20 protein-coding genes are annotated in these 24,762 nt (G+C 43.7%); 9 read left to right on the top strand and 11 right to left on the bottom strand.

The window, feature by feature from the left end; translation table 11 throughout:
• Positions 1–118: 118 nt before the first annotated feature.
• From btuD to ACMAZD_RS08225, 9 genes are all read right to left on the bottom strand, one after another.
• Positions 119–877, bottom strand: a complete 759-nt coding sequence (btuD, locus tag ACMAZD_RS08265; RefSeq protein ID WP_435249245.1) for a vitamin B12 ABC transporter ATP-binding protein BtuD — start codon at positions 875–877, stop codon at positions 119–121.
• Entirely contained in the window at positions 864–1,859 is a 996-nt protein-coding gene (gene btuC, locus ACMAZD_RS08260; protein WP_435249244.1) for a vitamin B12 ABC transporter permease BtuC, read from the bottom strand. The genes btuD and btuC overlap by 14 nt, the downstream gene beginning before the upstream one ends.
• A 133-nt stretch (positions 1,860–1,992) precedes the next feature.
• Positions 1,993–3,021: a succinylglutamate desuccinylase gene (locus tag ACMAZD_RS08255; RefSeq protein ID WP_435249243.1), complete on the bottom strand. Its 1,029-nt coding sequence runs from the start codon at positions 3,019–3,021 to the stop codon at positions 1,993–1,995.
• 278 nt (positions 3,022–3,299) lie between these two features.
• The gene (locus tag ACMAZD_RS08250) at positions 3,300–5,096 is read right to left on the bottom strand and encodes a M3 family oligoendopeptidase (RefSeq protein WP_435249242.1); all 1,797 of its coding nucleotides are present in this window, start codon (positions 5,094–5,096) and stop codon (positions 3,300–3,302) included.
• Positions 5,097–5,243: 147 nt separating this feature from the next.
• Positions 5,244–5,861 (bottom strand): alpha-ribazole phosphatase family protein, encoded by a 618-nt coding sequence (gene cobC, locus ACMAZD_RS08245; protein ID WP_435249241.1) that lies wholly within the window; start codon positions 5,859–5,861, stop codon positions 5,244–5,246.
• 9 nt (positions 5,862–5,870) lie between these two features.
• Entirely contained in the window at positions 5,871–6,464 is a 594-nt protein-coding gene (cobU, locus tag ACMAZD_RS08240) for a bifunctional adenosylcobinamide kinase/adenosylcobinamide-phosphate guanylyltransferase (protein ID WP_435249240.1), read from the bottom strand.
• Positions 6,465–6,490: 26 nt separating this feature from the next.
• On the bottom strand, positions 6,491–7,297 hold the full coding sequence (locus ACMAZD_RS08235; RefSeq protein ID WP_435249239.1) for an adenosylcobinamide-GDP ribazoletransferase: 807 nt from the start codon (positions 7,295–7,297) through the stop codon (positions 6,491–6,493).
• Positions 7,297–8,325, bottom strand: a complete 1,029-nt coding sequence (gene cobT, locus ACMAZD_RS08230) for a nicotinate-nucleotide--dimethylbenzimidazole phosphoribosyltransferase (protein ID WP_435249238.1) — start codon at positions 8,323–8,325, stop codon at positions 7,297–7,299. The genes ACMAZD_RS08235 and cobT overlap by 1 nt, the downstream gene beginning before the upstream one ends.
• Positions 8,326–8,396: 71 nt before the next feature.
• Positions 8,397–9,008 carry a flavin reductase family protein gene (locus tag ACMAZD_RS08225; RefSeq protein WP_435249237.1) on the bottom strand — a complete coding sequence of 204 codons (612 nt, stop codon included), beginning with the start codon at positions 9,006–9,008 and terminating at the stop codon, positions 8,397–8,399.
• A 680-nt stretch (positions 9,009–9,688) separates the two neighbouring features.
• On the opposite strand from ACMAZD_RS08225, the gene ACMAZD_RS08220 reads away from it, so the two are divergent.
• Entirely contained in the window at positions 9,689–10,384 is a 696-nt protein-coding gene (locus tag ACMAZD_RS08220) for an NAD-dependent epimerase/dehydratase family protein (RefSeq protein ID WP_435249236.1), read from the top strand.
• Between the two features lie 184 nt (positions 10,385–10,568).
• The gene (locus ACMAZD_RS08215) at positions 10,569–11,939 is read left to right on the top strand and encodes an L-cystine transporter (protein ID WP_435249235.1); all 1,371 of its coding nucleotides are present in this window, start codon (positions 10,569–10,571) and stop codon (positions 11,937–11,939) included.
• A 55-nt stretch (positions 11,940–11,994) separates the two neighbouring features.
• On the opposite strand, the gene ltrA is transcribed toward ACMAZD_RS08215, so the two are convergent.
• A complete protein-coding gene (ltrA, locus tag ACMAZD_RS08210; RefSeq protein ID WP_435249345.1) occupies positions 11,995–13,287 on the bottom strand; it encodes a group II intron reverse transcriptase/maturase in 1,293 nt (430 codons plus the stop codon).
• A 744-nt stretch (positions 13,288–14,031) separates the two neighbouring features.
• Between ltrA and ACMAZD_RS08205 the strand changes: the two genes are divergently transcribed.
• The 5 genes from ACMAZD_RS08205 to ACMAZD_RS08185 all read left to right on the top strand — a co-directional run bounded on the left by ACMAZD_RS08205 (position 14,032) and on the right by ACMAZD_RS08185 (position 21,262).
• On the top strand, positions 14,032–14,793 hold the full coding sequence (locus tag ACMAZD_RS08205) for a YdcF family protein (RefSeq protein ID WP_435249234.1): 762 nt from the start codon (positions 14,032–14,034) through the stop codon (positions 14,791–14,793).
• Between the two features lie 557 nt (positions 14,794–15,350).
• On the top strand, positions 15,351–16,823 hold the full coding sequence (locus tag ACMAZD_RS08200; protein ID WP_435249233.1) for an aerolysin family beta-barrel pore-forming toxin: 1,473 nt from the start codon (positions 15,351–15,353) through the stop codon (positions 16,821–16,823).
• A 173-nt stretch (positions 16,824–16,996) separates the two neighbouring features.
• On the top strand, positions 16,997–19,276 hold the full coding sequence (locus ACMAZD_RS08195) for a hypothetical protein (protein ID WP_435249232.1): 2,280 nt from the start codon (positions 16,997–16,999) through the stop codon (positions 19,274–19,276).
• Between the two features lie 4 nt (positions 19,277–19,280).
• Positions 19,281–20,900: a M91 family zinc metallopeptidase gene (locus ACMAZD_RS08190; RefSeq protein WP_435249231.1), complete on the top strand. Its 1,620-nt coding sequence runs from the start codon at positions 19,281–19,283 to the stop codon at positions 20,898–20,900.
• A gap of 179 nt (positions 20,901–21,079) precedes the next feature.
• Entirely contained in the window at positions 21,080–21,262 is a 183-nt protein-coding gene (locus tag ACMAZD_RS08185; RefSeq protein WP_017104482.1) for a hypothetical protein, read from the top strand.
• A 238-nt stretch (positions 21,263–21,500) separates the two neighbouring features.
• Here ACMAZD_RS08185 and ACMAZD_RS08180 read toward each other — a convergent pair whose 3' ends face one another.
• Positions 21,501–22,022, bottom strand: a complete 522-nt coding sequence (locus ACMAZD_RS08180) for a DUF2058 domain-containing protein (RefSeq protein ID WP_004734880.1) — start codon at positions 22,020–22,022, stop codon at positions 21,501–21,503.
• Between the two features lie 402 nt (positions 22,023–22,424).
• Between ACMAZD_RS08180 and ACMAZD_RS08175 the strand changes: the two genes are divergently transcribed.
• Both ACMAZD_RS08175 and ACMAZD_RS08170 read left to right on the top strand, forming a co-directional pair.
• Positions 22,425–23,759 carry a sphingomyelin phosphodiesterase gene (locus ACMAZD_RS08175; protein WP_435249230.1) on the top strand — a complete coding sequence of 445 codons (1,335 nt, stop codon included), beginning with the start codon at positions 22,425–22,427 and terminating at the stop codon, positions 23,757–23,759.
• A gap of 39 nt (positions 23,760–23,798) precedes the next feature.
• Entirely contained in the window at positions 23,799–24,749 is a 951-nt protein-coding gene (locus ACMAZD_RS08170; protein ID WP_435249344.1) for a chromosome partitioning protein ParA, read from the top strand.
• Positions 24,750–24,762: the final 13 nt, after the last annotated feature.

The raw sequence follows: 24,762 nt of genomic DNA, 5'->3' as shown, positions 1-24,762 counted from the left end.
AATTTCGAGAAGTAATATCTAAAAGGGGGGATAAGATTAGGTAGAAATCGACGATCAGATCTCAAGCGGAAATAAAACTCGGGGGTTTTTATTTTTTTAGTTGACTTGTCCCCCTCTGTCATTGAAACAGCAATACCATAATTCCATCAATAAGCACACTTTTCACTTGAGTGTTGAATACAGACTCAAGTTGCTTTGGAGTCAGCACTTCTGCCGCTGTACCAGAAGCTTGTAAAACACCTTTGTCGAGCAGTAGTACTTGGTCGGCGTGCCTTAGGGTGCGGTTAAGGTCGTGGTTTGCCATGACTACGGCGATGCCCTTTTGTGCGACTCTTTCAATAAGCTTATAGAGTAACGCTTCTTGCGCAATGTCTAACGGTGCCGCGGGTTCATCTAAGATCAGTAGCTTCGCATATGGGTTAAGTGTGGGCCAAACTTGTAGGCACATGCCCGCCAATCGAACGCGCTGCCATTCACCACCTGACAAAGCTTGGATTGAACGATGAAGTTTGTCTGTGATATCCAACATCTGGCTTATTTCGTCCATAGCAGCGTTGATTTCAGTATCAAGTCCGTGTGATGAACTCGGCAATGAGAGCGCGAGATATTGGAACACTTCTAAGTTAAAAGCCGGTCTTGCACTCTGACACAAGTACGCACGGTGCAATGATAGGTCCTGTAAAGATAAGTCAGATAGGTCTTTCTCATCGAGCTTGATATCTCCTTTATAGCCGTCACCAATGCCTGAAATTGCTTCAAGCAAAGTACTCTTGCCACTGCCATTAGGCCCAATAACATGAGTCACTTGGCCCGGCTTGAGATCAAATGATAGAGGTAATAAACGAGCGCCGACGCTCAGGCTCTTAATTTGAATCATGATTTTTAATTAACATCCAAATGAAGATAGGCGCACCGATACTTGTGGTCATCACACCCAAAGGTAATTCTGCAGAATCGAGTAAGGTTCGTGCGCAAATATCAGCAAACACCAACAGCACTGCACCCGCAACGGCAGACAGAGGCAGTAGATATTTGTTATCGGTACCAATCGCTAAACGCAGTAAGTGTGGCACAACCAAGCCAACAAAGCTGATTACGCCACCTAATGCCACCGCGCAGCCTACCAAAATAGACACAGCGAAGATTAAGCGCCAACGCAGTTTAGGTACGTTCACACCCAATTGCGCAGCATGAGTCTCGCCAATCATCAGTTTATCTAACTTGCTGCCTTGCAAACACAACCAAATAATCACCGGAATCATCACTAAGGTGAGCGAGTGTTGATGCCAAGTCACGCCGCCTAGACTGCCCATCAACCAGTACATTAATAAGCGAAGGCTGAGATCATCACTAAAATAAAAAGCCCATGTCACCATAGCACCAGAAAGAATGCCTAACGCGACACCCACCAGCAATAATTTGGCCGTAGTCAGTCGCATCGTTTTGACCATGCTCACCAGAATTACGGTAAAGCAGAGTGACCCTAATACGGCAGCGATCATGAAGAGTTCTGGTGTAGGAGCAAACGGCAAGAAGAACAGCACGATCACCATGGCTAAACTCGCGCCACCGGAAATACCGAGCACACCGGGCTCTGCTAATACGTTACCTAATAACACTTGTAAGCTTGCGCCAGATACAGCCAAACCTGCCCCGATAGCAATAGCAGCCAATAGTCGAGGTAAGCGTAAATCAATCAGTAGTTTTTGTTCTAACGTGGGCAAGGTGCCCAGAGGGGAAATGAAGAGATCGCCAACCATTAGGTAAATTGCACTCAGCGCGACAAGCATTACTGCCATCAAATAAATGGCTCGCATCCATTTGCGCTGTTTTTGGTGAAGAAGTTGTTGGAAATCCATATCAAGCTACTTTGAAAAAGTTCGCGTAACCTTACCTGTATACCCAAATAAACTCAAGGCTCACGCCGTAATGTGAACCTTGATATTTCAACCAGTTGAGCAGTTGTTCTAGTCGCTTAAACCCGACTCGGTATTAATCGTACACAAGCTGACCGTGGTCGAATCGCGTTTCAACTTCACACACCATCAAGGCGGCTCGTTGACCGATTGCTACGTTTCGATTTGGGAACACCACCGCTTCGTTTTCATTCTTCGCCATCAATGGTTTATCACCATCATGACCAAATACTTCACCGTGCTTGAACGCGGTAAAGTTCTCTACAAAATCAGAGAACATGAAATCGAAGTCATCATGCAAGCGAACAATAGTACGGCTCACTCGATAAGTAATGGTTGGCTTAGGCAGATGCTCTGGTTCTACTTCCGCGATTAAATTACGCATTGCTAAATCAAAAGCAGTGAGCTTATCAAGTTGGTTCTCACCAATTCTCGCAACTTGCCCAAGTTCCATTGTCAGTGCTTGCGCTTCGAAGTTCTCTGCGCTGTACCAGCTGAAAGTGCTGGTTGGTGCATTCGACAACAACACGGCTTCAACGTGAGCACTGTTGATGAAGTCAAATAACTCTTTGCTACGTACTTCGTGGCGAACCTTAGGGCTCACAGCGAACGAGTAATGCTTAGATAAACGGATTGCACAGTGCAAATCTAGATGCCAACGAGTGGCAGGTTCCGTTTCTTTGTAAAACTCAGTAACCAAGAACTTCAAGTTCTTCGCGATATCCACTTCTCGATTGCTTTCGTGCTGCTTTTCATCAAACAGACGATTCATATTCACATCGAGAAAACGCGTATGCGCATTGGTCGCTTCTGGGTGAGCGATAATAAACAAGCATCGAGCATTTACTACTTGAAAGCCTGTCTCAATATCCTCCACTAATTTATCTACTAGCTCCATCGGTGAAGTTTCATCACCATGAACACCTGTTGAGAAGATGATGTTCTTAGTTTCAGAATTATAATCCGCGGGAATGACTTCCAATACACCACGTTGATGAAGCTTAATTTGAACACCGTTACTTAGTACGGTCTGTCCTGCAAACACTTCTTGCTCAAGATCTAGGCTGTCAAAAAGAAATGATTGGCGAAATAGGGTCTTCGTCATGCGCTACTCCTTAATTGCACGGCCGTATGTTAATAAATTGTACATGGAAATTGTGTCGCTAGGATCGCACTTATCAACAGAAACTCCGTTATCAATCACAAATACTACCCATATATATTTATATTTCCTGCTGGCTTTACTAACCGACATCTGTTCCAAATAACTTTCTCTATTTAAAGTAACTTTGGGTCGACTCAGCTTTTCTCAAGTCATGTCAGCAAGATAAGAGCCACGTAAGCTAACACAGCTCTGACCTGCTATGAACAGATTGAGATCAATTAATCTTCCTGATTCAGCAATCTTTCGAATTCATCGATTTGAACTTTGACCATGTCGATACTTTGTTGCCAAAAATCAGCTTGAGTCAGGTCCATTCCGAGGTGCTTTTGCACCACTTCTTCCGCCATCATGCTGCCAGTATCACGAAGCAATGAGACATAATCACCGTAGAACTTTTCACCCTTAGCGTCACGTTGTGCGTAAACGCCTTTACTGAACAAGTAACCGAACAGGTATGGATAGTTGTAGAAGCTCACTTGAGAGATGCTGAAGTGCAGCTTGCTCGCCCAGAAGTAAGGGTCGGCTTCTGTCATTGCATCGCCGTACCAGTCTTTCCAAGTACTCTCCATCAGGTCACATAATTGTTGAGGCGTCAGTTCACCTTTTTCACGCTGCTCGTAAAACGCTTTTTCAAATTCGAAACGTACTGGAATATTCACCATCAAAGCGAGTGAAGAAGAAAGCTCTTCCCACAACATTTCGAGCTTCTCATTACGTGTTTGAGCTTGTTGTAGCAAGTGATCACGAACGATGTTTTCAGCAAAAATAGAAGCCGTTTCTGCCAGCGTCATTGGGTAACGAGTTTGACACAACGGCATGTCTTTCATTACCCAGTTGTGGAACGCGTGGCCCAGTTCGTGTGCCAGTGTCATTAAGTCAGAGCGGCTACCGCTCCACGTCATAAAGACAAGCGGTGTACGTGTCGCAGCAAACTTGGTGCAGTATGCGCCCAAACGTTTGTTGGCTGCTGGCGCAGCATCAATCCAACCATTCTCAACCATCAAAATGACAAAATCAGCCATCTCTGGATTCACTTCAGTAAAAGCGGTTTTAATCACCTCAATCGCTTCATCAAAAGGGTAAACCTTAGATTCAGCATCACCCAATGGCGGCATTGCAGCTAATTGGTTCCAAGGCTTCATCTCATCTAAGCCGTGAACTTTTGCCATTAGTAGACCCGCTTTCTGACCCACTTCGCGATTCGCTTTAGCGACAGACATCATAATGTCTAGCGTTTCAGGCACGATGCGGCTGCCATGCAAGCTTGGATCTAAGAAATGTACATCGCTGATTTTCGAACGCTTTTTGTTTTCAGTCAGACGCCAACCTGCCAGCGCATTTAGGATCGAAGCAAATGACTCTTGGTGAGTCTTCATAGCCCTCAGAACAGCGCGCCATGCCGGTTCTTGTTTGTCGAATTCACTGCCATACAGCAAGCTAGCGGCTTGCGAGAAACCAAGCGGCTCTTCTTCACCATCAAGTTTTAGCGACAGCTTCAAAGAACCGGTTAGGTTGTCATACAAACGACCCCATGCGTCACGGCCATCAACTTTCATTGCTGCTAACAACTGCTCTTCTGCAACGCTGAGTCGGCTACTAGCTAATTTACGTAAGCTCTCAATCGCAAAGCGCTGGCCTGCAACATCTGCGCTCTCATGCTCTAATACTGCATCAATAAATTCTGGTTCTGCGTGAATTAGCGTGTCTTCGTAAGGGCTAAACGCTTGAGACATTTCAGAGTTCAGCTTCGCTACTCGACCAAGCAGTGTTTTGGCTTCTGTGTGGGTCGCGTCTACCGATGCGTGGCAATTAGCGAAGGTGTTGATCGTGCTCAGTAACGTGCCTGCAGCTTCTGAGGTCTGGATTGCGTTTTGCATTGCTAGAATGATGTGACGCTTTTCAACATGCAGGTACAGCAGTTCAATACACTGCTGAATGAGTTCGATGTCTTGTTCGATTTTTGCATCATCAAGATCGCGATAAGCAATGCTTAAATCCCAACTTGGAGTTGTCATGACTAAATTCCTTTCACGTAGGTAGTAATACCAATCTGGTATAGCGACTGTTCACGCCGCTTTATACTTCTAATTACTTTTAGTTACTTTTAATACTTCTAATATTTTTAGTAGATTGTTAATTCTTAAACTGTATTTTGTGAACACTCAGAGAACAGGCAGCCCTATCGCTTTAACGCTGATAGAGCTCTGCGCAAACTGAGTGACTTGAATATGGGTTATCGACGCATTCTCAATCGATAACTTCGAGTACAAGCTCGGATTTTTCCAATCAATATCAAGGCAATGCGCCAATAACAATCGAATTACGCCACCATGAGTAACCAGCAATAGATTGTCACTTGGATCATTCAAAAGTTGCGACCAAGCTTGAGTTACTCTGTTATGGAAGCTCTGTAAACTTTCCGCACCAGTCAGTTGATGGTTTGCGGGATCTTGCCAGAAGGTGTCTAACATCGTCCACTTGTCTTCAAGTTCATCAAATGCGACTCCGTCAACTTCACCAAAGTTCATTTCTTGGAAATCAGGAGCGATTGACAAAGGCATCGACATGCACTGTGTATACAGCTTTGCCAGGTCACTGCATCGTCTTAATGGTGAGGTAATAACACCATCGAAAGCGACATCATGATGAGCCAACGCATCACAAATCTGTTGTTGAAGGTTTGGGTTAACCAACACGTCAGATAAACCATTCAGTGCAGCTTTCCCTTCAACCTTGCCATGCCTCAGCAAATAGATATTTTTGGTTGTTCCATTGGCCATGTGTGCGACCTAGCCTTGAGTATCAAGCGAATGAATAGATGGTTTTAAGTGCAGTGGCAATCCGGCAGCTATCAACGTAACTCGTTCGACAACGCGAGCCAATGCTTGGTTCATTCGCCCCGCATTGTCTACAAACAAGCGCGACACTTTACCCAGAGGAACAACGCCTAAACCTACTTCGTTAGATACCATGATAATGTTTGCCGTGCTTTGCTCGACACTTCTAACCAAGCCTTCAACCACAGCTTCGACTTGCTCATTAGTCGCATCCTCACCCAGTTCAAAGATGATGTTGTTCAGCCACAATGTTAGGCAATCAATCAGCACCACATCATCTTGGTTAAAAGACTGCAGTTTCGTGGCTAATTCGACGGGCACTTCATGCTCAATCCAATGTTCGCGTCGACGTTCTTTATGATGGACGATACGCTCACGCATTTCATCGTCTAGATAGGTGGCAGTCGCAATGTAATGCAAACGTCCATTTAAACATGCTTCAAGCGCAAATAATGCTTGTTGTTCTGCAAAACTCGACTTGCCCGAGCGAGCGCCTCCGAAAATAAGATGGCAATGACTTTGGTTCACTTGATTATTTGTTGTCATGCGTTGTCCCTGAAGTCCTAAATGAGTTACATAAGGCCGTTATAAAAAGCAGCAGCGAACGCAACGTAAATCAGCAACTCCATCAACTGTTGAGCTGCCCCCAAACAGTCACCAGTAAAGCCACCAATGCGTGCGATTAACCACTTTTTAAAACCTGTTCTGAACAGATAGGCGACGACAGATATAACCAAAACGAACTTAAGACCAAACCACAGGCTAGGTAAAACGCCCACAAGCAATAGAAAGACAAGTTCGCCCCTAGTTTGCTTATTGGCTAAAGGCTTACTCTTACTTGTATCCAAATCGCTGACATAAGGCATGTCAAAAATGAGGGACGCCGCAATCGCACGGCTAAAGGTATAACTCGTCACGATGACCATAAACAGTCCGGTCATGCTTATGAGTTCATTCAATAAAACCCACTTGCCGAGCAAAGCCATAATCAACGCAGACGCGCCATAGGTGCCGATACGGCTATCTTTCATGATGGTTAAACGGCGTTCCAATGTCATACCGCCACCGATGCCATCCGCCATATCGGTTAAGCCGTCTTCATGGAAGGCACCAGTAAGTATCAAGTTAAAGCTCATCATCAAAAATATGGCAATCGAACTCGGCAATACCGCATCGAGCAGTAAGAACAGACCGCCACTCAAGATACCAAGTAACAAACCGACTGTTGAGAAGTAACGACCAGAACGGTTCATACGCTCTTCTGAATAGGGTGTATTGTTTGGCATCGGCAAACGAGAAAAGAAGCCCATTGCTAACGAAAAAAGTTCCCATTGATAAGTTGCGCGATCTTTTAACGTTCTTTCTGGCGTATCACCCATTAAACTGTGACTCCAGCGCTCTCAAAACTCGCCATATTATTGTAAAACTCTGCCGCCGCTTGGAGGATTGGCATGGCCAGTGCAGCGCCTGTCCCCTCACCTAGTCTTAAACCAAGGTCGAGCAATGGCTCAGCATTGAGCAGGTCTAGTAAAATTTTGTGTCCGGACTCTTCAGAGCGATGCGCAAAGATCATGTAATCGAGACAGTTAGGCTCAATTAAGGTCGCAACATACGCCGCAACTGACACAATAAAACCATCGACTAATACTGGCGTTCTGTTTTGGTAAGCACCAAGGAAACCACCCACCATTTGCACGATCTCGTAGCCACCGACTTGAGCTAAAATCGATTTAGGATCGAGCCCTTTACAACGAGCAACACCGTGTTCTACCAGCGCCACTTTACGTGCGAGTTGTTCGTTGTTGATGCCAGTACCTAAACCAACACACTCTGCCGCAGTACGGTTTGCTAGTGCACTTAAAATCGCAGACGCGCTGCTGGTGTTTCCGATACCCATTTCACCAAACATGATGATGTTTGTGCCATTCGAAATGGTTCTAGATACAAGCTCTGCGCCCAGTTCAATTCCGCGTTCAACCGTTTCTAAACTCATTGCCGCTTCGTTGGCAAAGTTATTGGTTCGTGTACCTAAGCGCTGAGAGATCAGCATTGGGCTATGAGATTCTACTGGTAAGAAAATCCCAGTATCCACCACCGTAATATCGATGTTGTTCATCGCACAAAAGCAATTAATCGCTGCGCCGCCGTTTAAGAAGTTCAACACCATTTGTTGTGTGACAGCACTTGGAGCAATACTCACGCCTTCGTCAGCAATGCCATGGTCGCCAGCAAATATGATGATACTAGGCTTGTTCAATTCGATGTATTCAACCGCAGACTCTTGACCTTGGCTCTGAATCAACGCCAATTGATGTGCGACTTTTTCTAATAAACCAAGAGCGCCTAACGGCTTAGTTTTTTGGTCAATACGATGTTGGATGGACTGTGAGTATTTTGTATCTAACATAAAATTAGTGGCACTTAAATTGATGAAACGAGTTTGAGAGCGCTTGTTATGCTTGAGCTAAATGGTTAAGACTATTTAGGGCGAACGACAGAGAACACATTGGAAAGCGTGGCGTATTCACCTCCACCCAGTCGCGATAAAGGATCAAGTGCTAACGCGTCGATCTTAAGACGCTCACTGTCTTTGTCGATGATATATTCTGAGATATACACGGTTTCGACCTGAGCAAATATCAAGCTTTGTGGAACCTCGCCGACCTCTTTTACTTCATAAAGTGTGCAACCGAAAGCCACCGGGCATTCTTTTACTCTTGGTAAAGAAAATCCCTCAAATTCAACGAGCTCGATATTATTCAACGTCACTTCAGATTCATCATGATCCAGTGTCGCAGCGGTCGCCGTCATTGTTTCTGCAGAACTTGAAGAAGCAATGTGAATCACCAACTTACCCGTTTCAAGGGCATTACGAGTGGTGTCTTTGATTTCACCTGAAGGCTTTTTCCCAACCGATAACATCAGTAGCGGCGGATTGCTGGAAACAGGCGTGAAATAAGAAAAAGGCGCTAGGTTGTACTCTTGGTCAGAAGATTCCGTCAATGCCCACGCGATCGGGCGAGGAACAACGGTTTGTGTCATCAGGTGATAAATTTGAGTGGGAGCAAGAGTATCAAGCTTGAGGTTCATAGCACGTCCTTGGTCTATGTGAATTACGACTGAGTTTACGTGTTAAGTAATGCTGTATCTATCCCTAATCAACAGAAACCGTAGAGAGTGTTCTTAATTTAAACAGATCACGCTAATTTTTTCTCAAATTGACAAACCCTAAAACACCTACAATACTGATATTGGTCTATGAATAATTTGAATTTTGGCATCGTTTATAATTTTTTTTTATGAAATAACTTATTAAACCTTCTCCGTTGATAAGTTAAGCAAGTAACTTGTCGGTCTCTCTCCATCGAGAAGTTAACAACAAAGCAAGTGCAGTAAGACGCTAACAAAAAGTGACTCCCTCACTTAGTAACAAACAGTAGACTAGTAAAAAACAAAGATTTAGGAGGTGAAATGCTCACAAGCAAAAGGAAACCAATTAAATCGAATAAAAAAGCAAGTAAGAAATTGAAGAAAATCCCACTATCCTTCACATGATTATGACAAGCCCGTTGCCCAGCGGGCTTTGTTATATCTCGCACTGCATTAATATTGAACATTAGATTTTAGACCACCAGCCCCGTTTTAACTTATTGTTAGACTTCCATCCTATCAACCACGCAACTGACCACTCGTTGTTCAAAAGTTTTATTCGCTTAAAATTCAAACACTGTTTATATTAAACAAGCACTTGCCAAGGGTTAAGGATAGCTATGAGTATTTCAGGAGACAAAGCATCGGTCATTGTTGCAGGAGCAACAGGCCTGATAGGTTCACACGTTTTGGAGTTACTCATAGACGAACCCGCGGTCGAGCATATCTATGCATTGTCCCGAAGAGCACTTGATTCTCAGTTTAACTCCAGCAAACTCCACACGCTCATTCACAGTGACCTTCAAGTAACAAGCTGGGACGATACCAAAGCGACGCCCAACTTAGGCGTTATCTGCCTGGGTTCGACCAAGAAAAAAGCGGGTTCTAAAGAAGCATTGCGCAAAGTCGATGTTGAATTAGTCAGCCAGGTGGCACAGTCGATGAAGTTTATTGGAGTAGAAAGACTTGCTGTGGTTTCAAGCTATTGTGCATCAGCAAGATCTTATTCTCACTACCTAAAATGCAAAGGACAAATGGAACAGAACTTAATGCGAATTGGCTTCAAGCAGCTGTTTATTGCTCGTCCAGGTCCTCTTGTTGGCGAAAGAGCCCAACCACGAGCCGATGAAAAACTCCTACAAAGTATTTTCCCTCTGCTGTCACCATTTATGATTGGGAAATATAAAAACCTGCGCCCTATTCAATCAAAAGACGTGGCACAAACCATGTTGTTCCGATTATTCGAAAATAATTTCCAAAATATAGAAATTTATTCGTCAAGTGACATGCTCAATTTATTGGCAAAATATCGCTAAAAAGCTCATCTATTCACCAAAATGTTGGATATCTATTCATCCCATTGAGTGAATATTACTAATTGTTCTAATCAATTACTTTTCTTTATTTTACGTTTTGTAACAGAACGTTATCTTAGCCAACAGTACTTAAGCCTATACATCTAGGCCACCCACAATCTGAAGTAATTCATAAGGACATTAAATGTCATTCCCAACTATCGCTGCCTTAGCGGTATTCATTGGTATTTTATTCTTTCTCTACGGACAGCAGAAAAAGGAAAACACACTTTCTCGCCTTGTTCTATTAGGTTTAGTTTTTGGTAGCGCATTCGGCCTAGGCCTACAGCTACTATTTGGCGAAGGCAACCCGGCCATCAAAGAAACGTTGGATTGGGTAAATGTTGTTGGCAGTGGCTATGTTGGCCTACTAAAAATGGTGATCATGCCATTAGTATTGGTTTCAATGATTGCGGCCGTGGTGAAGCTTGAGAAAGGTGGTTCACTGGGCAAGATTTCTGGTATCACTATTTCAGTATTACTGGCAACAACAGCGATCTCTGCGATTGTGGGTATTGCAGTAGCTCAAGCATTCGGTCTTTCGGCAGAAGGCTTAACCGAAGGCGCTCGTGAAACAGCTCGTATCGCAACACTAGAAAGCCGCATGGGAAGCGTGTCTGACCTAACTATTCCACAAATGCTGGTTAGCTTCATTCCAACGAACCCATTTGCAGACCTAACTGGTGCTCGCTCTACTTCAATCATCGCGGTGGTTATCTTCGGTGTGCTTTCAGGCATTGCTGCTCGTAAGGTAATGGTTGAGAAAGAAGATCTAGAGTCACCAATTCGCACATTCGTTGAAGCAGCTCAATCTATCGTCATGCGTTTAGTTAAGATGATTATGGCACTAACGCCATACGGCATCGCCGCGTTAATGGCGAAAGTTGTCGCAACATCAAGTGCTTCAGACATCCTAAGCCTAATGGGTTTCATCGTTGCTTCTTACGTCGCAATCATCCTGATGTTTGTTGTCCATGGTGTGTTGATCTCTTTTGTTGGCGTAAACCCGAAAGAATACTTCCAAAAAATCTGGCCTGTACTGACATTTGCCTTCACCTCACGCAGTTCTGCAGCAACGATTCCACTGAACGTCGAAGCTCAAATTACTAAGCTAGACGTGCCACCAGCGATTGCTAACCTGTCTGCAACTTTCGGTGCAACAATTGGCCAGAACGGTTGTGCGGGTATCTACCCTGCCATGCTAGCAGTTATGGTTGCACCAACCGTGGGCATCGACCCAATGGACATCAACTTCATTCTGTCTCTGATTGCGATTATTACGGTGAGCTCATTCGGTATCGCGGGCGTGGGTGGCGGTGCAACTTTCGCAGCGCTTATCGTCCTGCCAGCTATGGGTCTTCCAGTGACTATCGCAGCTCTACTTATCTCTATCGAACCACTCATCGATATGGCACGTACTGCGCTTAACGTATCAGGTGCAATGACAGCCGGCACGATTACAAGTCGTATACTGGGTAAGAAAGAACAAAAAGAGTTGGAACAAGCGAACGCTTAATTCTGAGTCAAACAGCTTAAATCGAGTAGGAGGAGGCCTCGCAGCCTCCGTCCTCTCACACCACCGTACAAGCGTGGGTCGCATACGGCGGTTCCGAATATACTTTCAGTGACTCGTACCCATCTCTTAATGAGTACAGCCCCAACCCCTCGAACCATTTTATTGGCATGGCGTGATTAACCTGTGGCGTTAAAGCTAGATGCCACCAACCCTTATCTGACATCGCTAGCTTCCACGCATTACGCTCCGTTACACCTTGTCGCTGTAACCATGTCGCTATGCTGTGTCTGCGTTTGCGCTGCTTTAGTCGGTAGCACCTTAGCCTACGCCGTATCCATTCATCTAAGCGCTGCATTGCACTTTTACGAACAGGAAGCTTGAAGTAGTGTTGCCATCCTCTTAGATATTGAGTTAACTCCGTGATTATCACCTGTAACTCTCGTCCTCGATTTCGCTTCGTTATCTGACGTACTCGCTTCTTCATTTGAGCTTGTGCCGTCTTCGATATCCCGATTGTTCCGTCTATCTGGAAGCGATGGCTTAGGTAAGTTCGCTTTGTCACTCTCGTTGCTGCACTTTTCTTACGGTTTACCGTCAGCTTTAGTTTCTGCTCCAAGAACTCCGTTATCGACTCTTTGACTCGATGAGCGGCTTCCTCACTACGCACGTAGATTTGGCAGTCATCTGCATATCGACAGAACTTATGCCCTCTACGCTCTAACTCTTTATCCAGTTCATCTAATACAATATTTGATAGTAGCGGAGATAATGGCCCACCCTGGGGTGTGCCTCGTTGTCTCTGCTCAACTAGTCCATGTCGCATTATGCCTACCTGTAGGTATGACCTAATTAGCTTTAACACGCGTTTATCAGCAATATCTTGTGACAGCCTGTGCATTAGCCTATCGTGATTCACTGTATCGAAGTATTTTGCTAGGTCTATATCTACTACATAACCTCGACCCTCTCGGATGTAGCGACTGGCGGCCGCCAATGCATGGTGCGCACTGCGGTTGGGTCTAAACCCGTAACTATTGTCGGAGAACTTCGGCTCATAGATACATGACAGCACTGATGTGATTGCCTGTTGGACTACCCTATCAAGGACTGTTGGGATACCTAATTGCCTTACGCCACCACTAGCTTTGGGGATTTCTACACCAAGAACAGATTGAGGTTGATAGCTTCCATCCAGAAGAATCTGGCGAAGCTCTTGCCCGTTTGATGCCTGTCGAAGTCTTGAGATAGTGGCGTTGATGTCGAACTTGTCGACTCCTGCACACCCTTTGTTCTTCTTCACGCGTCTAAGAGCTTGATTCAAATTGGTTGAAGAGCAAATTTGCTCCATCAACGAAGTTGAGGTCACCAAGACTCGCCCTCCTGTCTACGCCGACCATGCTTGTCATTCTTCGTATCCATGAGCTTTACTTGCGGTATTGCCCTTTGGGACGTAGAGATGAGTTTCATCTTGCTATGACTCCACATGATTGAGTGTCTAGTGACTGCTTCTTGATATATTCAGTTCAGGCCTTCCTTTGAGTTGTACGTTCTCAAAGTACTATGCCTTCTGCTGACTTCTTATTGTCCATCACACAACATCACTGCTGTATTAGTCTCTATTGAGACAAACAATAAGATCTCCCGAGGTAAGGCGTTGTTCTTTCCCTTGGCTGTGCCTGATTTACCACTACACACTTCCCGTCGAGGCATTGGACTATTCTATCTATGGCTAGGTTGCCCAAGTTGTAATGGCCTACTATCAGATTTCTGTTCGTCACAACCAAGTTTTGCCATTTGCTTCCTTCAGATTTCACCTCACGGTGAACACCCTTGCATAGGCTAACGGTTCTCGCTCGACTGAGCCCGTAGAGGACTTTCACCTCCTAGATCAACGCCATGCTCGGCGCACCAAACAAAAAAACCGATGCCCATGCATCGGTTTTTTATTGTCTATTTGATGTCAGAGTTGCTTTTTAAATGTTGGGCGTGCATTTGTTCAACAATACAATGGGTTACCTAGAAAAAATGATATATGATGCACCGCTTAAAACACAGTATTTAACCATAGCAAAAGCCCGATAACAGGATTCCAATGAGCTTTATTATACTTTTACTTCTTCTATTATTCGTTTTAGCTACTCGTTTACTACACTGGCGAAAAACCTCTTATTTTCTTTCCTTTGTTCTTTTCTCGTCATTTGTGCTAATTGGTACGGGGTTAATTCCTCGTTATTTATTAGATGATCTGCAAGCAAATTACGAAATTAAGCCAGATATAAAATGGTCTGATAATAATGCGATTGTTCTTCTCGGTGCTGGCACTCAGTTTATTCGAAGCACGCAAGAGTTCGAGCCAGCTTTTTTCTCTTTTGGCCGAATCAGCGAAACCGCAAACCAATATAAAGATTGTGCAAAAGCGACAACCGCATGCAAAGTGATCATCAGTGGTGGTGATGCTCAGAATAACGGCGTCACAGAGGCTGAAGTTTATGAACAGCAACTGCTTAGACTTGGTGTTCCAATAGCCGACCTTATCCAAGAACCGAACAGCGTCAACACTTGGAAAAATGCACAGCTGACGAGCGACCTAATGAAACATCACCAATTCGACAACGTTGTTCTAGTTTCATCTGGCCTACACATTCGTCGTAGTGAACTCTATTTCAACCACTTCGGATTGAATGTGATTCCAGTAAGAGCCGATTATATGGCAGCTCAAATTTCGTGGCTGCCATTGTGGTACAATTTTGCAGTGACAGACTTTGCCCTGCACGAACAAATAGGCTTCGCTCGATACCGTATCTACAACTTCATGGGTTGGAACAGTAAGCGAGAAAAGCCAGGTGATGCTTAATCCCTTCTTTCAAGTAACGAAGATACTATACAACTATACAACAACTGGGCTACTAGATAACTTAGCAACTTAACTGTTCAGTTTTACAAACAAAAATGCAGCAGCAATCGAAAGGCTGTTAGCTGGATTATTTGATCTTATCTATCGAATCACCTGATCATTTAATCGTCTGCCTGCCTTACATATTCCCTGAAAGACTCCTTTTCTTTTTCTCATTAATACCTACCCTCCCCAATCCATTCGGTAATAAAGACAACTTAATGAAGTAAATAGCAGGACAGGGTAGACATCATTGTTCATAAATCCATCACCGATTTTCTGGTTAATTGAAACCAAATGAAATCAAGTAAGATAAAACCTTATCAAGCAACAAGTTAATTAATGTATGTGACTGATATTTATCAGAATTTATTTTCATTTAATTTCAGTACTTTTGGCTTTGTTTTATATGACAAAGTACTCGCCGCTAGGGGCCCTCGGCTTCACAATAATATAAATATAATTTAATCATCCATACTAATAAAAATAGCCAGAAAATGGCATTTAGGAAATTATTCATGCTTAACGTTAGTAAAACCATGCTATTGAGTGCTGCCCTATCTTTAATACCCTTTACGGTTCATTCAAAGATTTACTCTGACCAAATTGTCTTAGATAAACTTGGCGACGATAATTGCCGTTCAGACTATCGCCCGCTGAATAAGTTTGAAGCTCAAGAACATAAAACGGCTCTTATCTCTCGTATGAACGTTTGGGAGATCACTGGCCTTCAAGACGATTGGGTGATCATGGGCTCTGGCTATCACGGACTCATCAAAAAAGGACAAGAAAGCAACAACACTTGGTGTTATCCAAACTCGCCGGATGCTGGTCTGCCTTATTACGATGAACAAGCGATTCAAGGGAGCCACAACCTTGAGGTTCAAAGCACTTTAGTCAACGACAACGGAAACTTTATCAGACCACTCAGTTACTTGGCTCACAATCTTGGTTTTGCATGGGTGGGTGGTAACAATGCCCGCTATGTAGGTCAAGACATGTCAATCAAACAGCTCAACGACGGTTGGGAGATAAAAGGGAATAGTAATGGAAGCTGTTCAGGTGAACGTTGTCATGAGAAAACGACGATTACAGTCGATAACTTCTCCTACACACTTGATACTCAAGGATTCTCGTACGGCACCGTTAAAGAGACAGACCAAGAGCTGATCAACACCCTTTCCGCTTATGCAATCAACCAAACAGAGCAGCCGAAGCAGATCATCGTCGATCTTCGTTTTTTACAATCAACGCAGTGGAATAAGACCAATCGTTTTGATCTTGCAGATGTTGTTTTGATGGAAGAAGACTTTAACTGGCCTCAAGCTGGAAAAACCGATGTTCGAGTGGTGTTAGAAAAAGGCCAGCATTTCGCTAATACCAATAGTGGGCAGCGTTCTGAGACGAGTGACCTTCAAGCCATCTTAACGGTACCCGCTCGTTCAGTATTACCATTTAGAGTTGAGTTCTTGCGCTCTACTATCTCTTACCCTTATCGCATCAAAGTTAATATGAGTTACGACGTAAACTTCACAGGCTTTCTTCGTTACAGTGGTAATGCACTAGTTTCACACCCAACTAACCGTCCAACCGTTTCACACACATTTACCATGGGCACCAACAGCGAAGAGCAAGCGAATATCCGCTACCAATGGGACCACCTTTACATTCCAGGTGAGATGAAATGGTGGGACTGGAGTTGGGCAATCAACGAATATGGCCTGAGCAGCATGCAATATGCCGCAGGAGCAAGTTTGCGTCCGTTCTACACTCACGTATCAGGTCAATTCAATGCTGAATCTCAATATTCAGGCCTAATCGATATCGGTGCAGAACAATCAGTAAACTCATTTGATGCGATGACCGCACTGAGCAATCATAAAATCTATTATGCAGGCGATATTCAGGTGGTTACTAACTTTGATTCTGCAACCCTCGCTCAACTTGGGTTTGAAGACGCTCAACTTATGATTAACCCTATACCGAAGTAAAAAATCACATTCTCCCTCTATCTAGGCTCATCACTCTGGTGGTGAGCTTTTTTGTTGCTTACAAACCCAAAGCACCTATTCGCTACTTATGTTGACACGATATCTTTGTTGTCAGTAAAAACTAGTCGAAAAGTGCAATTCCCCTAACCTCGAGAAAAAACGAGTAGTTAAACATGACCAAGAAGACCCATTTATGGTGGCTCAATGCCATTGTATATAGTCCTTTATCAGCCGCGCTTTGTTTAAGCAACGGCGCACAGGATACCCAATCACTAGACACGATAAACAATCATCGTACGACTTCATGGTCACGAAATGAGGTTTATTCAGAGCCGCAGTTTGGTATTGCATTGGGTGAGCTTGAGCATGAAGCACACACGAGCTCTTTCGCATCAACATGGCCACAAACAGAAAAAGCTCTGACTAACGTCCCGCAAACTTTCCAAAGCTCATTAAGCCAAGAAAGTCTATTTAATCGACTGGGTCGAGTCGGCTCCTCGACTTTAGAAGTCTTAGGACCAATCGGAGATGCGGTCGCCGTCGGTTTTTGGGTAGACAACATGGTGAATACTTTCTCTCAAGAATCTGCCACTAGGCTCGATAAAGCGGCTTCTGTTTTTTCTCTCATCCCCCTCGTTGGTGACGAATTAAACCTGTTATCGAACGATATTAAATACTTTGCAGCAAAAGAAAAAATCAACGAGTTTGAACAACAGACGCACTATATTTTCAACAACCATTCTGCAAATTTTTCTCGTTTTCATCATAAAAAAACAGACGCCATTAATCTGATTTCCAAGTACGATAACCATGTAAAATTGAGCGTGTCCATGTATATCGACCACCTACTTCTTGAAGCTGATACAGAATATCGCCGATTAACTTCAGCATACGACAGGCAGCTATCTAAACAAATGGCTCGAATCGATTTAGAACTTTTGAAGTCCCTAGGGTACGTCTCTATCAATTCAAATTTACACCAGCCTTTGTGCCAAGGTTCATCTCATTCTCAAGCCGAAATTGAAAACTGCATTCGCAATCAAGGGCCAACTCGAATTAGTAACCTCATTACTAAATTGAACGCTAATGAGTATCACGATCTTGCTTTAACGATATACACAAAAAAGAAAGAACTGGTCGGCATTGCTTTACGCCAATTAGCTGAGTACCGACAAAATTTAATCAAGAAAGTAAGCGACAGGGCGAAACCTCACGTTCTTGCCATGATCACCCATAGCACGATCAACCGAAGCAACTTACAGTTCCAAGCGAGACAAAGCGGCTTAAGAGAGTATGCCAAAGCAATGTGGGATATCGATTACCTGAGTGAAGAGCAACTTAACACCGCTACCGTTGAAATACGGCCTGCTAGAACTTGTTGGGGAGTACCTTCCGTAGCTCCGGGAGGGATCCAAGCTTCTATAGATGCATGTCAGGACTCTGGCGCATTATACGATACCTATCATCCGCAAAAAGACCCTGAATTGGTGAGCGTATTAACAAGAAGAGTAGAGTTTAATGTCGATTATTATATACAATCGATCGTGACCTCTGGTTGGGCTGCTGATTTATTTAGAACACAACTAATGAATACAGCTAACGCTTATATATCAGGTCAACTCTCGAATCAGGTATTTGAACAGCAATTATCCTTGCTAGCTGACATCGAAATTCTTAGCTACCAAACGTCTTTCGTTGATTATCTACAAAGCAAAGGAATAGACAGCTCAAACATCGAAAACCGCACAGACTGGTATCAAATCAGTCGTTGGTATGAGCTCCTCCTAACAGAACGCCCAACAGGAGGGGTATTAAGTCAGATTCAACAAAATGAAATCTTCAACAATTTTATACGCCCTCAATTTGAGGTCGCTATATCGCTTTCTTATATTCGTTCACTTAACTATTCAGTGCCATATCCAAGCGTTTACGCTGCAGAAAACCTTAGATTTTATGCTCCCCAAATGGCCGATATACTCGATGATGTCATGTCCAAACCTCGCGCTAATTTAGAACAAAACGTTGAACTCGCTCTCAAGCAGATTATGGATATGGCAATGCTGACAACGAATGCCAACCAACTCCAAAATTTATTAGGTGACCTATCACTCTATCTACTAATTGCGCAACATCAGCAGTCAGAAATAAACGTATCTCCAAGCAACAACGAACAACTATTCAACAGCACACTTTCCCCTTTACACCTAAGCTACCTTTCCAGCGAGCATCAAGATGAGATTGAGCAACAAGCCGGGTATGTATCTACACACGAGCTATGGGGCCAACTTGAAGGGATAAAAGCCACTTTAAGCCAAGGTAACCTTGAATCAGCGATAGCACAACTTGGAGGCATTATTAAACAAGAGGAATTAACCATGCTCCCACATATCAACGATATGCTCCTAAAAGAACTGGAAGATTGGATTGAATTACAAGTTGGATTAGAGGGATAAATCAATGAAATATAAAATCATCCAAGCCCTATTAACGTTCTTAATTCTCGTTAACTCATCCAACATATTTGCAGGCAAAGGCTCAGAGTTTGGGCTTTTTTATGATGCTCCCGATGGTGTGAACGTTATTGCTGGGTACAACTCAGACATCAACGGTAAGCTTTATCGCATGTCGAGAAACCTCTATGTACAAACTAAAAATGACGCATACCTTGCTGATATAAGCGTGTTGATCCGCCATTTACAATTGTCTCAAACTGGGCGAGAAATTTTACGACAAATCGCCACCTACGTTCCAGTTAATGCACCTAATGATGGCGTTGAACCATTAATTGAACATTCTATTGGAGTCGATAGTCCTAAGGCTACAGTTGTCACTGTGATCAGGGAACCAGAAGGACAAGGAAGACTTTTCGAAACGGTACCCTCGATGTTCGAAGATCAACACAAGGCTTCACTAGCTTGGCAGCGACAGTTTAATGGTAAAGGTGTCTCAAATACGGTTTACTTCTCCACCACGGAGATGGTCAATATTCCAGGTACAGAGACACCATTTAATCAAACCGTTGCACTAGGACATGAACTCATACACGCGAGAGACTTCTCTTCTGGTGCCGTACCTCAAGGTAATACGCCTCTGTCTCACCGACACCCAGACACCAATAGAGCGACAGAATATGTCATTCCAAATTATGAATATCAGACCACAGGAATTACTCACTACAACAATGCTGAACACGGTCGAGATCCTGTTACGGAAATCAGTAGTGCCAGGCAGTCAATCATCAACCTTCGTGAAGAGATGCACTTCCAATGGAAAGCACTAGGACAAGAAAAACCTAAAGCGTATTTAAAAAATGAAAAGGTAGTGAGTGAGTTTCACTTAGCTGACGATTTAGGAAAAGCAAAAAGAAATACTTATTGGCCGAAAGAGCACTACGACTACAAGTCATATACGCTGGAAACAAGACCGTCTGCAACGCCTCAGCATTCTCCAAACTGGGATACTTTAGAAGGAAAAATGGCACATATCGAGGTAAGAAATGCACTAAAAAAATCGTTGCGTGAAGGGAACAACCCCGCAATTGTCATTGTAGATGCAACTGAGCAGCGTTTATCTCAAAGCCTACAGAACTCACCAGCACTAACACGAAGAGGCCTTTGTAACCAAAGCTCGATTCTGAAATACGCAGCTAAAAACGATATCAAAGTCGTCAATATTTACAGCGAGCAGAACCAGACACCACTGAGCGCCTTAAATAAACGTAAAAAGAGCCTGCTTTATCGTTCAATTTCAGGAAAACAAGCAGATGCAGACCAAGGTTACAGTGATGTGCAATACAGCAAAGACAATCAAAGCTCGTTAGTCTCAGCGCTTGGGGAAAACGACGATGTAGTAGTCATGGCCTACTCAGATGGCCAAATGACAACCAACGTTATCGACAGCCTTTCCGAAAGTATGGCTAAGGAAGTAATTGTGTCACGATACGCAAACTTAGATTATCAACCTTCAAATCTCAGTGCAGAAGAAAGTACTGCATGGAAGACGCTTGGTAAAAAAGAGAATGTAAAAATGTTAGGTGGAGGCAGTCGCTCTCGCTTCAATATATGTAGCGTCCAATAAACAGCATTGTCGTACTCGAAGCGCCTCATATAGCCGCTCCTTTCTATAGCCAAGCACAGCAACAAGTCCCGGGATTATGACAAATAAACCCGCTACTTGACTTAAAAATGAAATCACAACGAAACAAAAGAGTGAGTTAATGGGGTCGGTTATACACTGAGGTTCCATCAGGAGGATCTATGAAACACTGCCCATCTTGTTCAACTGAACTGGTCGCTAGAGACGATGTACAAATTTGCCCACGCAATGAAATCGGCGACTGCTATTTTGATGGCTATGAGCAATATAAGCTCGAATATCATCAACTTAAAAACAACCAACAAGACTCAACTTTCGACATCGCAGACATTGTTGCCGATTAACTGGACAAAGCCTTAGTCGGTAACCTACCTGCTTACCTACCAGTAAAGCGGTCGAAAGTGAGACACTGGCAATGAATTATGTCTCGAATATTGAGACACGACTGGTTCAGATGAGCTCGTAAATAATTCTATGCAGTTGCCAACATTGAAAAAGCCCCGATGTAAGACACATCGGGGCTTTTGATACTTCTTTAACGCCACAAGTAATTGACGAATTAGATAGTGGTTTAGTCGAGGACTACCACATTAGATCATCTGGGATCACGAAGTCTTTGTACGGGTCATCCTCGTCTACTTCATCTGAGCTTGAAGCTTGAGTATCAACGATAGATTCTTCGTCACGCATCGCGATCTTGTTCGCTACCGCAGTAGGGATAACAACATAGCTTTCGCCTTGACGCGCGATACTTAGGATACCTTTACTGAGTTGCTTTTGAGTCAGATCTTCTACGTAAAGATATTTAACTAGCGTACCATCGGTGAAGTTATATTTGATCTCACCATTCTTCTGTTCGATCTTGTTCATCTCAATCAGTTGCTTTACTTGAGCTTTAATTTCTTTGCTCAACTGCTGTTCTTTCAACTGTTGGTTTAACTCTTTGTCTTTCGCTTGCTGCGCCAGTTTAGTTTCTTCTGCTGCCGCTTTTGCTTCACGAGACTGAACGCGAGACTTTTTAGAGCCTTTCTTCGCCTTCTTTAATTTTTTCTCATTTACCAAGCCAGCTTTAAGCATTTGCTCTTGGAGTGTTAACTTTGCCATGACTTTCCCAGTTCAGGATTAAAAACGACACTATCATACCTGTTTTTGAGGAATCTGTTTACTGAACAATGGCAAAATTTATGCTGATGGAGCAAGGCGGTTAGCGTTATCCCTTATCGTGATTCACAGCATCCACTTCTGGTTATTTCCCGACCTATGATTTCTACGAAAACACACCACTAATGACTTATCCGCAGACCCAAATTGTTCCTCTATTATTTGGCGTTCGCGCGTATCACTTATCATTCCAACAAAGCAATATGTTAATTATCAATGAGTAATCAAATTTATAAAACCATGGCATATATCTAATATTTGGATAATTCTGATAGAGTTATAACTCCAATGCCATAACTCTTTACTACGTTATTCTTTAAACCAATCAGTAAGGATAACGTGAAAATGAAAACTCAATGGACTTGCCTGAGTGCATTACTTGCATCAGCTTCATTCATTTCAACCTCAACTATTGCAGATACCGATGTGTACCTGACCAACAACACCAACCAAGTGATGACGATTCAAACCAATCATACTGGTACCGACCTACTTCAGTTCGGTGATGAGTGGCAGCAACATGTTGAACAAATTGGTCCGTGGGAAACCAAAAAGCTGATCAGTTTCAACCGCTGGACAGGCGTGAAGCCCGGTAAGACATACGAGTTTGACACAGTAGTCTCAAATTCTCTTGGGGAGAGCGTCACGCTCAATCAAACCATGGAAGGGCATTGGTACAACTCAACACTGCAACACGGTTTGAGCGCAGCAGACGTCGACTTAACACTGCATGATGATCGTAATATTCACCGTAGTTCAACCGACGCTTTTGATGTAAACACTGAACTTGCATTCAAAGCTGATAACACCGCTCGCTACGATGATATTTACTACACCATCACCCCACAAAAAGTGGATGAGCAGCCCGAACCGGATGCCAACACACTGAAAGTGATGACCTACAACATTTGGGCGCTTCCAGCTATCGCTTCGCACATCGGTGATCGTTACGATCTCATCCCTCAATACGTTAAGGGTTACGACGTATTGGCACTTCAAGAAGTGTTTGCCAACGGACGAGACAAGTTCCTACGTGAACTTGCGAAAGAGTATCCTTACCAAACCAAGATGCTCAATAAAGATGGCATCAACATTTATGACGGCGGCGTGATCATTGTGAGCCGTTACCCTATCGTCAACGAAGCACAGTACGTTTTTCCTGATTGCACCGGAACGGATTGTTTCGCTGACAAAGGCGTGAATTACGCTGAAATCATCAAAAACGGTCAGGCTTACCATGTGTTTGGCACTCACACGGCATCATTTGATACCGATACGGCTCGTGACTACCGACAGCGCCAATTTAAACAGATGCGTCAGCTTGCTCAATCACTGGAAATACCAACCTCAGAAACGGTTATTTACAGCGGTGACTTCAACGTGAACAAGCTGAAGTTCCCAGGCGACTACCAACAGATGTTCGCTAACCTACAAGCCGCTGAGCCGGAGTATTCAGGTTATACCGCTTCCACCTTTGATCCTCGCATCAACAACTTTGCTGGCGCACCTATGTCTGGCGGGGGAAATGTTGAATACTTGGATTACGTGGTAGTGAGTTCTGAGTACGCGCAAAAAGCTCACAACAATAACCGCGTTGACGTTCCTCGCTCAACCAGCAGTGAATTATGGAAGCACTACAACCTTTCAGACCACTTCCCTGTTAGTGCTGTCATCAAGTAGCGCGGTGAATCAATAATGCATCGAGTTATATTAATCCTAATGCTCGTCGCTCTGACGAGCATTGTTGGCTATTCATGGTCATCAAAATCGATTGAAACATCGCAATCTTCTGTCCAACACACAGAAGCAAAAAAGCACGTTTCTAAAACGACTGATGACAATAGTCCCACATCAAATACGGCAAGCTTTTCAGACAATCGCGTTTCGCAAGGTAAACAAGTCCAAACTGAAAATCTGCACGGAAAAGCGTATGCAGAAAACCTAACTGAACTTGAAGGTAAGACGTTACTAAAGGAACTCGATGAATTTTGGACGCTTTGCCAACAGGTGAGTAATTGCATTGAACAACTCGCGCAGTTGGAAACTGAGTTACCGATAGAATGGTTTGAACTATTAAGTGATTACCCCAAGCTCTCTGCTGATTGGCAAGTAAGGGAAAGCACAATTCCACTTGAATCCGTTGACTCTTTGGAAGCGCGTGTTGAGTTGTTTAAGCAGTCTGCACAAGAGGTTTGGGGAGAGTTAGCCCACCAGCTATTTACCGATCAATTTGCACATCTGGATTTTACGCTCAGAGCAAACACGCTTGAGGAAGTTGAGCCCAGTGAGTTTGTCTTGCACTACCAAGATTTGATGTCGGAATGGGAAAATAAAACAGGAACATTAAACGCAGAGACTCCGGCTCAAAAATACGAGCTTGCTGTTTCATTACTGCCAAACAGCTATAGCTCTGTTGAGTTAGCGACGATCAAGGCTGAACTTCAAGAGACATATTTAGATGCCGAACAGGCCGATAATATCACCGCGCGTGAACAACAAGTGGCTCAACAGCAGCAGGCGGTGATGACCTATCAAGACCAACTTGATCACTTAAAATCGAGCTTAGACTCTCAACGCTCTGCCAGTCATGCTAATTGGGATACTCAGAAATGGGACAGTTATTATCAACAACAAGTAACTGAATTTCGTGAGCAGTTCTTCAGGAAATAAAGAGATACAATAG

Source organism: Vibrio sp. nBUS_14, assembly GCF_051201655.1.
In the GTDB taxonomy this organism is placed as follows: Bacteria; Pseudomonadota; Gammaproteobacteria; order Enterobacterales; family Vibrionaceae; genus Vibrio.
The sequence above is the reverse complement of the archived record's forward strand: the minus strand, read 5'-3'. Positions and strand labels throughout refer to the sequence as shown.

What these genes read in the sequence shown, in the direction of transcription:
- btuD (WP_435249245.1), bottom strand. Translation starts at nt 877, where the DNA reads ATGATTCAAATTAAGAGCCTGAGCGTCGGCGCTCGTTTATTACCTCTA.
- btuC (WP_435249244.1), bottom strand. Translation starts at nt 1,859, where the DNA reads ATGGATTTCCAACAACTTCTTCACCAAAAACAGCGCAAATGGATGCGA.
- ACMAZD_RS08255 (WP_435249243.1), bottom strand. Translation starts at nt 3,021, where the DNA reads ATGACGAAGACCCTATTTCGCCAATCATTTCTTTTTGACAGCCTAGAT.
- ACMAZD_RS08250 (WP_435249242.1), bottom strand. Translation starts at nt 5,096, where the DNA reads ATGACAACTCCAAGTTGGGATTTAAGCATTGCTTATCGCGATCTTGAT.
- cobC (WP_435249241.1), bottom strand. Translation starts at nt 5,861, where the DNA reads ATGGCCAATGGAACAACCAAAAATATCTATTTGCTGAGGCATGGCAAG.
- cobU (WP_435249240.1), bottom strand. Translation starts at nt 6,464, where the DNA reads ATGACAACAAATAATCAAGTGAACCAAAGTCATTGCCATCTTATTTTC.
- ACMAZD_RS08235 (WP_435249239.1), bottom strand. Translation starts at nt 7,297, where the DNA reads ATGGGTGATACGCCAGAAAGAACGTTAAAAGATCGCGCAACTTATCAA.
- cobT (WP_435249238.1), bottom strand. Translation starts at nt 8,325, where the DNA reads ATGTTAGATACAAAATACTCACAGTCCATCCAACATCGTATTGACCAA.
- ACMAZD_RS08225 (WP_435249237.1), bottom strand. Translation starts at nt 9,008, where the DNA reads ATGAACCTCAAGCTTGATACTCTTGCTCCCACTCAAATTTATCACCTG.
- ACMAZD_RS08220 (WP_435249236.1), top strand. Translation starts at nt 9,689, where the DNA reads ATGAGTATTTCAGGAGACAAAGCATCGGTCATTGTTGCAGGAGCAACA.
- ACMAZD_RS08215 (WP_435249235.1), top strand. Translation starts at nt 10,569, where the DNA reads ATGTCATTCCCAACTATCGCTGCCTTAGCGGTATTCATTGGTATTTTA.
- ltrA (WP_435249345.1), bottom strand. Translation starts at nt 13,287, where the DNA reads ATGGAGCAAATTTGCTCTTCAACCAATTTGAATCAAGCTCTTAGACGC.
- ACMAZD_RS08205 (WP_435249234.1), top strand. Translation starts at nt 14,032, where the DNA reads ATGAGCTTTATTATACTTTTACTTCTTCTATTATTCGTTTTAGCTACT.
- ACMAZD_RS08200 (WP_435249233.1), top strand. Translation starts at nt 15,351, where the DNA reads ATGCTTAACGTTAGTAAAACCATGCTATTGAGTGCTGCCCTATCTTTA.
- ACMAZD_RS08195 (WP_435249232.1), top strand. Translation starts at nt 16,997, where the DNA reads ATGACCAAGAAGACCCATTTATGGTGGCTCAATGCCATTGTATATAGT.
- ACMAZD_RS08190 (WP_435249231.1), top strand. Translation starts at nt 19,281, where the DNA reads ATGAAATATAAAATCATCCAAGCCCTATTAACGTTCTTAATTCTCGTT.
- ACMAZD_RS08185 (WP_017104482.1), top strand. Translation starts at nt 21,080, where the DNA reads ATGAAACACTGCCCATCTTGTTCAACTGAACTGGTCGCTAGAGACGAT.
- ACMAZD_RS08180 (WP_004734880.1), bottom strand. Translation starts at nt 22,022, where the DNA reads ATGGCAAAGTTAACACTCCAAGAGCAAATGCTTAAAGCTGGCTTGGTA.
- ACMAZD_RS08175 (WP_435249230.1), top strand. Translation starts at nt 22,425, where the DNA reads ATGAAAACTCAATGGACTTGCCTGAGTGCATTACTTGCATCAGCTTCA.
- ACMAZD_RS08170 (WP_435249344.1), top strand. Translation starts at nt 23,799, where the DNA reads ATGCTCGTCGCTCTGACGAGCATTGTTGGCTATTCATGGTCATCAAAA.